The organism is Mycoplasma tracheobuteonis (assembly GCF_054456995.1).
Genome location: NZ_JBTKTG010000010.1, coordinates 1 through 14,131, shown reverse-complemented (window position 1 = coordinate 14,131; position 14,131 = coordinate 1). Strand labels below are relative to the sequence as shown.

At 30.4% G+C, this 14,131-nt stretch carries 9 protein-coding genes; 4 read left to right on the top strand and 5 right to left on the bottom strand.

Annotated features, from left to right (window positions below):
• Positions 1-61: 61 nt before the first annotated feature.
• From ACX1M8_RS02605 to nadE, 3 genes are read right to left on the bottom strand one after another with little or no spacing between them, the layout of a single operon-like run.
• Positions 62-1,240, bottom strand: a complete 1,179-nt coding sequence (locus tag ACX1M8_RS02605; RefSeq protein ID WP_458807013.1) for a ZIP family metal transporter — start codon at positions 1,238-1,240, stop codon at positions 62-64.
• Positions 1,240-1,971 (bottom strand): YebC/PmpR family DNA-binding transcriptional regulator, encoded by a 732-nt coding sequence (locus tag ACX1M8_RS02600; RefSeq protein WP_458616901.1) that lies wholly within the window; start codon positions 1,969-1,971, stop codon positions 1,240-1,242. The genes ACX1M8_RS02605 and ACX1M8_RS02600 overlap by 1 nt, the downstream gene beginning before the upstream one ends.
• An 11-nt stretch (positions 1,972-1,982) precedes the next feature.
• Positions 1,983-2,774 carry an NAD(+) synthase gene (gene nadE / locus ACX1M8_RS02595; protein ID WP_458616899.1) on the bottom strand — a complete coding sequence of 264 codons (792 nt, stop codon included), beginning with the start codon at positions 2,772-2,774 and terminating at the stop codon, positions 1,983-1,985.
• 304 nt (positions 2,775-3,078) lie between these two features.
• Between nadE and ACX1M8_RS02590 the strand changes: the two genes are divergently transcribed.
• From ACX1M8_RS02590 to ACX1M8_RS02575, 4 genes are read left to right on the top strand one after another with little or no spacing between them, the layout of a single operon-like run.
• A complete protein-coding gene (locus tag ACX1M8_RS02590; RefSeq protein WP_458807014.1) occupies positions 3,079-3,813 on the top strand; it encodes an MPN527 family putative ECF transporter permease subunit in 735 nt (244 codons plus the stop codon).
• Positions 3,814-3,827: 14 nt separating this feature from the next.
• A complete protein-coding gene (locus ACX1M8_RS02585; protein ID WP_458836733.1) occupies positions 3,828-6,158 on the top strand; it encodes a class I tRNA ligase family protein in 2,331 nt (776 codons plus the stop codon).
• An 11-nt stretch (positions 6,159-6,169) separates the two neighbouring features.
• The gene (gene lon / locus ACX1M8_RS02580; protein WP_458836732.1) at positions 6,170-9,019 is read left to right on the top strand and encodes an endopeptidase La; all 2,850 of its coding nucleotides are present in this window, start codon (positions 6,170-6,172) and stop codon (positions 9,017-9,019) included.
• Between the two features lie 3 nt (positions 9,020-9,022).
• A complete protein-coding gene (locus ACX1M8_RS02575; RefSeq protein ID WP_458835108.1) occupies positions 9,023-10,498 on the top strand; it encodes an APC family permease in 1,476 nt (491 codons plus the stop codon).
• A 66-nt stretch (positions 10,499-10,564) separates the two neighbouring features.
• On the opposite strand, the gene topA is transcribed toward ACX1M8_RS02575, so the two are convergent.
• Both topA and ACX1M8_RS02565 read right to left on the bottom strand, forming a co-directional pair.
• The gene (gene topA, locus ACX1M8_RS02570; protein WP_458836018.1) at positions 10,565-12,442 is read right to left on the bottom strand and encodes a type I DNA topoisomerase; all 1,878 of its coding nucleotides are present in this window, start codon (positions 12,440-12,442) and stop codon (positions 10,565-10,567) included.
• A gap of 118 nt (positions 12,443-12,560) precedes the next feature.
• Entirely contained in the window at positions 12,561-13,838 is a 1,278-nt protein-coding gene (locus tag ACX1M8_RS02565) for an amidohydrolase family protein (RefSeq protein WP_458836731.1), read from the bottom strand.
• Positions 13,839-14,131: the final 293 nt, after the last annotated feature.

Sequence of the window (14,131 nt, the reverse complement as noted above, 5' to 3'; positions counted from 1 at the left end):
TTCTTATTTAATACTTGAATATCTTTAAGTTTTTTATTGCAATTTTAAAGAAAATTCCACTCTAGTGGGAGTGGAATGAAAGAATGAATACTGCTATAATAATTCCTACAAATAATGAGAATAAAACAAAGAATCAATTCTTTTTAGCAATATGATTGTGATAAAACTCTGGGATAAATTCAACAATTGAGGTAAATAAGAAAATACCTGCAATAGCTGAGAACATCGAAGCTTTTAATCATCATAGATCATTAATTTTTGCACCTGCATAGGCACCAATTAACATGAATGGTAAGAATAAAGAAAGTCCTAAGAATGAAAGAAGTAGTGCTTTAATCTTACTAAATCCAGCTTCTCTTAGTCTGAAGTAGAAAATTGATTCTTCAGGGAATAAGTGAAGTATTAGCGAAATAAAGTAAGCAGTTGTTAAGTTATTAGCTCTACCTTCCATCGCTAGGGATAAGTTGTATCCAAGTAAAATCCCTTCAGGTATTCTGTGTGTAATAAGAAGTAATAAAGCTATAACCTTCATTTTAGGTGAAGTTTTATAAATAATCGCTTGTTCAGCTTGTGCTAAATTTTCTTCTTGTCCAAAAATGTAATCAGGGTGTGAATGATCGTGTGCGTGGTTTTTATGGTTGTGGTGGTGAATATATTTATCACCTGTATATAATGTGAGCTCAGCGCTGTTTGCTATGTTTTTTTCAGCTTGCAGCAAGGCTTTTTTGTTATTTTCTAAGTGGTGTGCATGAGCGTGATTGTGATCATGATCATGGTCTCCATGTTCATGAACAAACACACTCATATTTTTATCCTTCTTAAGAGCTTTATTAATTCGATATGTAATAACGAATTTTAGTGTGAAAGAGAAAAGTAATCCTACAATTAATCCTGTAACTACAGTTGCTATATTCATACCGTAAACAATATTTTGGTTCTCTTGAGCTCCAGGCATATGTTGCAATGCACCATGAGAAGAAGTTTCAATACTTTCTCTTAAGAAACCGAATAAAGCAAGTGCGATAAAGAATCCTGTAGAGAACGCATATAAGTAAAATGTAAAATTTTTAAATTTACGATCTTTAAGTCTATGGAATAGAGGCAAAATGAATGATAGTAGTGTAGGTATTACTAATAAAACTAGTAATGTACACAATACAATAACAAATGTTGCTAGTGCCTCATTTCCATTAAAAGTATCCGTTAAATTAAAAAATCAATTTTGAAAATGTGAAGTCATTATTCTTCTTTAACATCGATATTATGATAAACATCTTGAACATCATCATCATCTTTTAATTTTTCAACAAAATCAAGAAGTTTTTGTTCTTTTTCAGCATCATATTCTACATACATATTTGGTAAGTAAGTAACTTCACATTGAATGTATTCACTTACACCTAAGTTAGATTCGATTGCTGATTTTAAATCTGAGAAGTTTTCAGGCGCTGTAGTAATAACAAATGATTCTTCAGCAGCCTCTACATCATCAGCTCCATTTTCAAGAGCGACCATCATAATGTCGTCTTCTGATACAAATTCTTTAGAAATTTCAATAATACCTTTTTTATCAAAGGCAAATGGAATTTGTCCAGTTTTTCCTAAAGTTGCATTTTGTTTATTAAAGTAAGCTTGAATGTTTGATTTAACTCTGTTTAAGTTGTCTGATAATGTAACAACGATAAATGTTGCTCCACCACTTACAGTAGCATTAAATACTGTTTCAACGAATGCGTTTGAGTTTTTATCTCCAGCAGCTTTTTTAATAGCTCTTTCGATGTTGTCTTTAGGCATGTTTTTTGATTTAGCTTTAGCAATAGCTAATTTTAAAGCTGGGTTTGATTCTGGATCTGGTCCTTTTTGAGCAGCTACATAAATTTCTTTAGATAATTTTTGGAATACCTTTCCTCTAGCTGCATCTTGGGCTCCCTTACGGTGCATAATATTGGCTGCGTGTGAGTGTCCTGCCATAATTTCTCCTTTTATTTTATTTCTGATGGTTTATAAATTGCATCTCTTTTGTGTTGAGAGATTTTGTGTTTATGTTCAATTTTATCAATTGTGTCTTGTGATAAAACTTTAGATATTAGTTCCTTATTTTCAAGGTTATCGAGGTAAAAATCAAGTTGAGCATATGAGAAGCCTAATTCAGCTTCATCAGTTTGATTTTCTCAAAGTCCTGCTGAAGGTGCCTTAGTAATAATTTCTTGTGGTACATTAAGTAATCCAGCTAAGAAACGCACTTCTCCTTTTGTTAATCTTGAGATAGGAAGAAGATCAACTCCTCCATCTCCGTATTTTGTAAAGTAACCTATATATGTTTCGTCTAAGTTGTCTGTACCTAGCACCAAGGCGTTTTTATCTTGAGCTTTAGCGTACAATGTAGTCATTCTTAATCTTGGTTTTATGTTTGCAATCGCTAAAGGATTAGAAGCATCTACAGCTTCATAAATTGCATTAAAAGTACTTGAAAGATCAACTGTTTCAAATTTATCAAAGAATGTTTGTTCTAATTTTGAAATATGATCTAGGTCACTTTGTAACATTTCACCAATAGGCATTACAATTCCAAATGTACGATCAGGCATTACGTTTTTAGCTATAGCATAGACTAAAGCTGAATCTATTCCTCCAGAAATGCCTACTACAAAACCTTCTGCTTTTGCTTTAGACATGTAGTCTCTTAAAAAGTCTTTTATAACTTCTAAGTATTCTAGAGCTGCTTGTTTATCATAAACGGGTTTGTTATTTTCGTATCTTGTGATTTTGCTCATTTTTAACCTCTGATATTTTCTTATTGAAAATATCTAAAATTTTACTAAATTTTACATTTATGCTTACAAATAATTTATACCATATTTTTGCAAATATATTACATTTTAGTAATATAAATAAATTTGCTTAAATTTAAGGATTATTTGTATTCAAAAATCTTTATATTAATTTTCTTTTATCAACTACAAATAAAGCTTTAACATCAATCTTTTTACTTCTTATTTATAATAGAATAAATATTTTTATTCAGTTAAAAAACTATTAAAATTTAATTATAAATTTAGCATTAAGAAAGGAACTAGTATGAGTGAAAAAAATCAGAGTGAATTAATAAATAAAAATAGGACATATTTTGTATGAAATAATCACCTTAAGGCAACTTATAATATAGCTTTTAGTGGAATAATGTTAGCTCTAGCAATTTTACTTTCAATTATTAGTAGCTTTATGAAATTTACAAGCTTTTTAAGCTTTAATATCTCACTAATTCCTGCATTTATAGCTTTTACTTATTTAGGATTAAATTATGGATTATTAGTTGCTTTAACTAGGTTTTTACTTTTTCCTCTACTTAGTGTTGCTATTTCTCTAAATGCTGGTTTGGGACTTGAATATTTCGGGAATTTTATCGGTTTTGTTTCACAATTGTTCACTTTAGGCTTTTTTTATTTATTATATAGAGTGATATCTCGGTTTTCTAGATGATCATTCTTGATAAACATTAGCTTAACTTTTGTTTTTTCAACTCTAGCAGTAAGCATAATTATGCCGATGCTAAATACATTCTTATTTAATTTAGTTTACTTTAAAATACTAGGATTAAGCTCTTTTAGTCTTAGCGAAATAACTTCACGCTATGATACAAGTTTTAAAGCATTCTTTTTAGGAATCCCAAATTACTATGCTGGATCAATGTTGCTTTATTTTATTTTTAATTTATCAAATATATTAATAAATTACATTATAATTTATATATTTATTGCTTGAGAATATAAAACTAATTTTATAAATAAAATTAGCTCAAAAAATATTTACTAAGAAAAGGAGTGAAAATGGATAAGTACGATTTTAAATTTATCGACAAAAAATGACAAGATAATTGGCAAGAACAAAACTACTTCGAGCCTAAAGAAGACTTTAGCCTTCCTAAAAAATACATTTTAAGTATGTTCCCTTACCCAAGTGGTAAATTACACATGGGCCACGTTAGAAACTACTCTATCGGAGATGCTATTGCTAGATACTATCGTCGTAGAGGATACAATGTACTACACCCATTTGGATGGGATGCATTTGGATTACCTGCTGAAAATGCTGCAATCAAACACGGGATTCATCCAAGAAAATGGACATATGAAAACATCGAATCAATGGATAAAGAAGTTCAAAAATTAGGTATTTCATTTGCTTGAAATTATGAATGTATTACTGCTGATTACGATTACACAAAATGAGAACAATACATTTTTATTAAACTTTGAGAAAAAGGTTTAATTTACAAGAAGAAGTCACAACTAAACTGATGTGAAAACGATAATACTGTACTTGCTAATGAACAAGTTATTGATAATAAGTGTTGAAGATGTGATGGTGAAGTAATTCAAAAAGAAATGGATACTTACTACTTAAAAATAACAGCTTATGCTGATGAATTATTAGCAGATCTAAAACAACTTGAAGGGCACTGGCCACAACAAGTTTTAACAATGCAAAAAAACTGAATTGGTAGAAGTGAAGATTACAAAATTGCTTTTGAATTAAAACCAAACAAATTTAGCTCAGCTACTAACTTGGTTGCTTATGATAACAATGTAACTACAATTTCTAATTTAGCTTATGTTGCTATTTCAAACAAACATGCATTAGTAGAAGAATTAAAACAAGCTAAATACTTCACAGAAGAACAATTAGCATTACTTGAAGAAATCAATTTAAACTTTGTTAAAAAAGATTTCTCTAAGAAAATTATGCTTCCAACTCCTTTTGTAGTGATTAATCCATTCACAAATCAAGAAGTAGCAGTTATTATTTCAGATTTTGCTTCAAACAATCCTAACAAGGAAGTTACACTAGTTTCTGCTACAAACGAAACTCAAAAAGCTTTCATGGATTTCAACTCTTTAAGTTACAGTGCTGAAGTGAATGAAAATGTTGATGCAAGTAAACTTGTGAAAGAAGTTAAATACAACTTAAGAGATTGAGGAATTTCTCGTCAAAGATATTGAGGAACACCAATTCCACTAGTTAACTGTAGTAAATGTGGAACTAACCCAGTTTCGTTAAATACACTTCCTGTATTATTACCTGAAAAAGTTACATTTAGTGGCCAAGGTAATCCATTAAACACTAATGCAGATTGGCGTTTAGTTAAATGTCCTAAGTGTGGAGAATATGCAGAGAGAGAAACTGATACACTTGATACTTTCTTTGAATCAAGTTGATACTTCCTACGTTATACAACTCCAACATACCTAAGAGAAGAATATGCAATCGAACCACAACATTTAGCTTACTGAAACTCAGTAGATGAATACATCGGTGGTATTGAGCACGCTATCTTGCACTTACTATATGCTAGATTCTTTACTAAAGCATTAGCTGATGTAGGCCTCGTAAGCTTTAGAGAACCATTTAATAACCTAATTACTCAAGGTATGGTACTTAAAGATGGTGCAAAAATGTCTAAATCTAAAGGTAATGTTGTAGAACCTGGTGAAATGATTAATGCTTATGGAGCTGATACTTCTAGATTATTCATTTTATTTGCAGCACCTCCTCAAAAAGAACTTGAATGAAGTGACTCAGGTGTTGTAGGGTGCTTTAAATTTATTAATCGTTTATTCGAACGTTCAAAAGAAATTGATGTTAACTCAAATTATAAAAACATCGATACTTCTACACTTACAAGTCAAGAAAAGAAAGCTAGATACAAACTTTATTTAGGAATGCAAAAACAAATTGCAACCTTTGAAGATCGCAGCAACAATTATTCATTTAACACACTTGTTTCTTGAACAATGGAAACTTTAAATGAATACGACAATGTAACAAGAAGTGACTTAATTACTGAAATGTTTTATGTATTACTTAACATTTTAGAACCATTCATTCCTCACTTTGCTTGAGAAATCTCAGACAAATACTTTAACTTAGAAAACTTAAAAGACTTTAGTATAGATACAAAAGCTTTAGAGCTTGATGATGTAACTTATGGTATTACAGTTAATGGAAAAGTTAGAGGTGAAATAACAATTTCCAAAAATGCATCAAAAGAAGATGTTTTAGCACAAGCTAAAGAAATAGTAGCTAAGTGACTTGAAGGTAAAGAAATCGTAAAAGAAATCTATGTGCCTGGTAAAATAGTTAACTTGGTAATTAAATAGAAGGAGAAAATATGCCTAAAAAACCAACTAATTATAATGATGATACTATTCATGCAGAATTTCCTGAAATCAAATCAACACAAGAACTATTGAAAATATTAGATGATAATGAATTTTTCGGTGAAAAAAGTGTCGTTGAACATGAAGAGTTTCAAGTTGAAGATTCAAAAATTAATTTAGTAAAAATATTTGGGATACAACTTGATGTCAAAGATATCGTCGGAATCGATGGTATTGCAGTTGTAGAACGTGAACTTACAGATAAACAATTCTATGACCTATATGAATTTACTACTAACTACATCGATATAAACGATAAACGTAACCAATTTGTTGTATATTATGATTTTGAAAAATATATGCCAGATGCTGATAAATTAGATATCAACATGAGAGAAAGTCAAGGTGTTTACGTTAGAGTAATTGCAATTGAAAAAGATGAAGCAAAAGGTGTATATAGATTAGTGTTTGAACCACTTGAACCATTTTCATTATTAGAAGCAATTCCATTCCTAAATGCAAAAGTAAATGGTGAACCATTCCCATCTCCACATGCAATTCTTCTAGGGGTACGTAATATTCCTGAACCACTACCTTGAAAAGATTTTGTAAACGATAACGAAGAAGTAAAAATGATTCAAGCTTTCATTGATACCATTCGCAATATTGCAAATTCTGGTAGTCCATTTGGAAAAGAAATTCCAATGCCTGGAGAAGATGATACTTTAAGCAATATCGATAGAAACTTCATTCCATTTAAACAAAAAATTGATGGAAAAGGTAAAAGATATACATTCAACGAAATTGAAGATTTCTTTAAGAAATACTACACAAAGAAAATCAGCAAAACATCAGATCAATATATCTACCAATTCCTATCAACAATCATTAACTTCTTAGATCCTAAAGAATTTGATATTAAATTTGACTTATATGCAGTTCTTTCACATGATCGTCAAATGCCATATCAAGTAATTATGAGTCAAATTACTCAATTAATTACAACTCAAATGGAAGTAAGTACAAATATTAATGAAAAACTTACTAAAAAATTAGGTCGTCAACAACAAGAATTCATCGCCAGAGAAAAAATTAAACAACTTCAAGATTACCTTGAAGAAATGGGCGCAGATGTTGAAGAAGATGACTACACAACAATATTAAAAGATCCTAAATTAAGAAAAATTTATCCAGAATCTGTAATCAAGTTAATTAGTGAAGAAGAAAAACGTTCTTCAGAAATGATGCCTGCATCTCCTGAAGCTGCTATTTCTAAGAACTATACAAATACACTTAAAAAATTACCTTGAAGAAAAGTTCAACGTGAATTATTAGATATTAAACACGTTAAGGACACTTTAGACCAATACCACTACGGTTTAGAAGAAATCAAAGAAAGAATCCTTGAATATTTAGCAGTATTAATCAATGTTAAAAAGCAAAACAAGGATGAAGACGAATATACAGAAATCGACAATGAGTACTTAATTGATAACAATTTATTCCAAGAAGAAGGAAGAAGTCTTCAAGATAAGTACAACAATGTTCCTATTCTTACTTTAGTAGGTCCTCCTGGAACAGGGAAAACTTCTCTTTCTAAAGCAATTGCTGAAGCATTAGGAAGAAAATTCTTAAAAATCTCACTTGGTGGGGTACATGATGAATCTGAAATTAGAGGACACAGAAGAACCTATGTTGGAGCTATGCCTGGAAAAATCATTAAAGGTATTACAAAAACAGGAGTTTCAAACCCAGTTATCTTACTTGATGAAATCGACAAAATGGCTTCAGATTTCAAAGGTGACCCAGCTAGTGCTATGTTAGAAGTTTTAGATCCTGAACAAAACACAAAATTCCAAGATCACTACCTAGAACATGAATATGACCTTTCTAAATGTATATTCATTGCAACAGCTAACTACTTTGACAATATTCCGCCTGCACTTGTAGATAGAGTTGAAATTATTGAACTTTCAGCCTACACACTAAGTGAAAAAGTAAATATTGCTAAAAAATACTTAGTACCTAAAGTACTAGAACAAGCTGGTTTAGATAAGAAAATGTTTAAGATTGATGATACTACACTTGAATACATTATCAAGCACTACACAATGGAAGCTGGAGTTCGTGGACTTAAACGTATTCTTGATAAACTTGCGCGTAAAATCGTACTTAAGAAACTTAATGATGTTAAATTAAAATCATTTGAAATTACTATCGATAAGTTAGAAGACTTACTTGGAGTAATTAAATTTAAAGATGAAGAAAAAGAAGAAGACAACTTACCTGGTGTGGTAACAGGACTTGCTTACACATCATATGGTGGTTCAACTCTTCCTATTGAAGTAACTACTTTTGAAGGAAAACCTGAAATTAAATTAACAGGATCTCTAAAAGAAGTTATGCAAGAATCAGCTCAAATTGCGCTTACATATGTTAGAGCAAATGCAAAACACTTTGGTATAAATGACTTCGATTTCGAAGCTAATACAATCCACATTCACGTACCAGAGGGAGCTGTTCCTAAAGATGGTCCTTCAGCTGGTGTTACATTCACTACAGCAATCATTTCGGCACTATCTCAAAGAGCTGTACCAAATGAAATTGGTATGACTGGAGAAATTACACTTCGTGGTAAAGTTCTTGAAATCGGAGGACTAAAAGAAAAATCATTTGCAGCCTCATCAAAAGGTTTAAAACGTATTTTCATACCTGCAGGTAATGTTAAAAACTTAAAAGATGTACCACTTGAAATCAAGAGCAAGTTACAATACATTCCTGTTAAAAATTACGAAGAAATTTATTCAGTAATTTTTGAAAATAAAGAACCAAAAGAAATTATTACTTTTGAATCTAAATAGTTTATGGAAAAGCAATTTACTGAAAAAAGTTTTACCTTCTTTACTATAAACTTTGTTATAGGTGTTGGATTCATCACCACAATTTCCACAGTACTAAAAATCTCATATTGAGGTTATTTAGTCCTACTATTAGCTGGGTTTTGTGTTTTCGGAATTGCATTAGTATATTCAAGATTAGCAAACACTTATAATGATCATTATGGAGGCTCTTATTCATTTGCGCGTCATATCGATGATGACGTTGCAAAGAATAAAACAACTAGATCGAAAAACAAATTTCTCGATAACTTAGTCTTTTTCGTTGGATGAAACCAATTTATTCAAATTCCATTGCTTTCAGCAGTTGCTCCATTATTTTTAGTGGATGCAATTGAATTGGTACTTCCTAAGCCTGAAGACTTCCCGCAATACAATATGGTATTATGAATCACTCGTGGTGTATCAATAGCATTATTCGTTGTAATTATTGCTATTTCTACTATCGGACTAAAAACAAATAAGAAAATCATTTTGTTTGCTTCTGGATTCAAGTGATTTATCTTAACATTAGCAATTGTTATTATGATAGTTGCTGTAGCAAAACAGCCTTCTGCACCTACGATACAGGTAGATAAAGATCCTAAGCTAAATGTAATCTCGCCTAGATTAATAATTTCAAATACATTATTATTTATGTATGCTTTTGCAGGAATGGAAGATGTTTCTGCTATGGTTAAGGATGTAAAATTTAAGAGCTTTAGAAAAATCCTTCTAATCTCTTTTGCAGTTATATTCTCATTTTACTTAATCTTTTTTAGCTTATACTTATTCTTACCTGATGATTTAAAATCAAATGCTACTAGAAATATTAATATGTCTGCTATTTATACCTATGGTTTAGGTGGAGCAGGAGTTGTATTATTTATCATTGGTTTCTTATGCAATGATTTAAGTTATAAACTATTTCAAAGTGCTTCTACAGCTCGTAGAGTTGTACCACTTGCAGAAGATGGTTTTTTCCCAGAATCACTAGCTAAAAGAAATAAAAATCAAGAATTTAAAAATGCTATTGTCTTTAGTACAGTAATCATTTTAGTTTCAATGGTGATTTTATGAATAATTCCTTCAGTAATGAAAAACGAGCAAAATAGACAAGATTTCTTTGATGGAACTATTATTGCTTGTTCTACTGCACTATTTATTGAGGATATAATTACCTTTAATATAGCATTTGCATTAGAACGTAAAAAGAGAATACCAAAAATTCCAATTTGAGAAAAATGTACCTATGTGATAGACATATGCGTCCTTGCATTCTTACTATTTTTCTTCTATTGTCCTTGAATTATAGGAGATACTTGAGGAATTAAAAATACAGTTTCATTAGTATCCTACATATTATTCGTAGCTTTCGGTTATATCCTAAAAGCTTGATATCACTATAATGTATCACAACGTATTAAAGAGAAAATGAGACTTAAATCAACTCAAAAACAATAACAAATAGCGTCCTAGCTCTAGGGCGCTTTTGTTGTCAAAAAATCGTGCCCTATAGACACGAAAGTATTAATCAAATTCAATATCATTAACGAAAGTAGCTTCTGCTAATTCATCTTCATCTTCAGTTTTTGTTTCTTCAGGAAGAGAAGCTGTATATTTACATTTAGGGAAGTTCTTGCAAGCTACGAATGCTTGATTTTTCTTATTATATCTTTGAACTAATAATCCACCATCTTCAGGACAAGGTGTATCAAATTCTTTTAATGGGAAAATATAAGTTTCAATCTTGCTATCAGCTACTTCGAATTCTTTAACAAATCTATCTCAAAAATCTTGCATTACAACATTTTTAGTAATTTGTGCTTCAGCAATTTCATCAAGTTGAGCTTCTACTTGAGCTGTATAATCTTCATTTATAATATTAGGGAAACCTGTAATTAAATCTTTAAGAACAATTTCACCAAATTGTGTAGGAACTAAAGCACCACCATCTTTAACAGCGAAGTTTCTATCCTTAACTATCTTAACAGTAGCAGCAAAAGTTGAAGGTCTACCAACCTTGATGTTATCTAACGCTTCAATTAATGACCCATCATTATATCTAGCAACTGGTTTAGTTTCATGATCTTCGAAAACAAATCCTTCAACAGGAACTACTTGTCCTAAAGTATATCCAGGGTTTACGTCTTCTGATTCTTTTCCAGTTACAACATAGTATCCATCGTATTTAATTTTTGAATATGAATTTCTAAATGAGTAATCACCATTAGAATATGTATATGAAGTAACTTCTCTAACAGGTTGCTTAATTAAAGCTTGAAGAGTGTTATCATAAATCATTTTATAAATCTTAAATTCTGATTCAGTTAAGTTGTATAAAGCTTTTGCACTCGCTGGTGTAAGCTCAATGTGTGTAGGTCTTATGGCTTCGTGGGCATCTTGATCTCCACTAAAACCTTTGACTTCAGCAGCAATATAATCTTTACCTCATTTTTTCTCAATATAGCTATGTGCTTGGTCTATAAAGTCTTGAGATAAACGTGTTGAATCCGTTCTTGGGTATGAAATAAGCCCACCATCTCCAAATCCTTCATAAAGTTTTTGAAGTACATATTGAGTACTTTGAGAAGATAAAGGAGATTTACGATAAATTACAGCTTGTTTAAATGGTTGCATAGCTGGAACCTTACGCTCACTAACCTTGATATCTTCTACTACTAATTCTTTTTTAGCTGTGGCAAAGTACTTTTTGAAGTTTTCAAGTTGATCTGCTAAGATTCAATCTTTTCTATCACCTGTAACTTTTGCATCAAAATATGTTGCAAAATTATCGTTTCCAAAATCAGCTGATAAAGTAGCATATTTTTCGGGCACAAAAGCTCTAATTTCATTTTCACGATCAACAATTAGTTTTAAAGCAATACTTTGAACTCTACCTGCTGTAGGTGTTCCAGGAGCTTGTTTTAATTTAGTTCTCATTAATTTAGAAAGTCTAAACCCTATAATACGATCTAACATTCTACGAGCTTTTTGAGCATCAATTAAGTTGTAATCTAACTCTTGTGGTTTTGCAAGTGATTTTAGAATTGCTTCTTTTGTAATTTCATTATATTTAATTCTTGAGTATCTATCTTGTACTTTTAAGTATTCTACTAAATGATATCCGATCGCTTCCCCTTCACGGTCCGGGTCAGTTGCGATATAGATATGTTTTGCATTTTTAACTGCAGATTTAAGTTGTGAAATTACTTTTTTCTTACTTGAGTCAGCACTATATTCTGGCTCTCAAGTTTCCATATCAATACCAAAACCATATGTTCCACTAGTCTTCATTTTTAAAATGTGACCAACACTAGCGACAACTTCGTAGTCATCTCCTACATACTTTTGGATTGTATTAACCTTATTAGGTGATTCGACAATAATTAAATTCTTTGTTCCCATAATTAGTTATAAATATACCTTTATTTTTGAAATTTGTTAAATATTTTTTCATTATTTTGAACTTTAATTATTTAATAAATAATTAAAAAGCTATAAAATAAAATGCTTGTTAAGCATCTTATTTAGAAATCTTATTATATAGTTCGTTTACTTTATTAATTAATTCTTTTACATTTGCTGTTTTAAATTCATTATCTTCATAAACGATTTTACCATTAATAATAGTTGTATATACATCTCTTGAATTGGTTGAATATACAAGAGAATCAATTATATTTGCTTTAGGTGTGTGATTAATATTATTGATATCAACTAAGATTAAATCAGCTAGATATCCTTTTTGCACTTTTCCTAATTCATTTTCCATATGTAATGCTTTAGCACCATTTACAGTAGCCATTTTTAGTGTGTCTCAAGCATTTAAGTATTCAGGATCATCATAAACACCTTTTTGTACTAAAGAGGCAAATTTCATTTCCTCAAACATATCTAAATTATTATTTGAAGCAGCTCCATCAGTTCCTAAACAAACATTTACACCTTTAGCTAATAATTCAGCTACTGGCATAACTCCTGACGAAAGTTTTAAATTAGAACAAGGATTGTGAGCAATAGAACATCCTACTTCTTTTACAAGTTTAATATCTTCTTCATCTAAGTGTACTCCGTGAGCTACAACTGTCTTATTTGTTAGATTTCCTGTCTTATATGCTTCTTGTAATGAACTAACACCATATTTAGCTTTAGCATTAGCTACTTCTACTTTAGATTCATTTAAGTGAATTGTGTGTAAGCACCCTAATTCTTTTAATAAATCAGCACACTTAATTAAATCAGCTTCATCATTTGTGTACACTGAGTGAGGTGATACCACACCATGTACTAAATCATTATTTACATATGCTTGATATAAAGCTTTAGTTTCAGCTAAATTACGTTGAAGAGAATCACCTGTGATCCCTATTCCTAAATATGCTCTAATATTAACTTCATCAGCAGCTTGAGCTACTTTATCTTCGTGAAAGTACATATCTAAAAATGTAGTTGTACCACTTGAAATCATTTCAAGCATTCCGAGTTTAGCACCATAGTAAACTTCTTCTGCTTTCATTTTTCCTTCTACAGGAAAAATGTGTTTATATAGTCAATCCTCTAAAGTAACATCATTAGCATGATTTCTTAACATTGTCATGGCTATATGAGTATGACAATTAATTAGCCCCGGCATTAATACATTACCTTTAGCATCAATAATTTTATCTGCTTTAAACTGATGATCTAAATCTTGAGTAATGTTAGTAATATACTTACCTTCGATATAGACATTTCCATTTTCAATAAGCTTTTTATTATCATCCATTGTGACAATTGTCGCGTTTTTGATTAAAATCTTCATTTAAACTCCTTTTATTATTTAAACTGTTAAATATTTATTAATAATTATTATAATACTTATTACTCAAGGCAAGCGTTAATAAAAATATCCATTTTAAATTTATCTAAAATAGGTATGATAAAATTAATAACAAGAGAAGAATTTTTAGGTGAGGGATTATGAAAAGTGAGAAATTAGTGCCAAATATTAGATTCAAAGGATTTACTAACACTTGGGAAAAGCGATTGATTAAAAATGTAGCAGATACAGCAACTGGTTTAAGCAACACTCAAGATAATAGTGCAACAGGTATT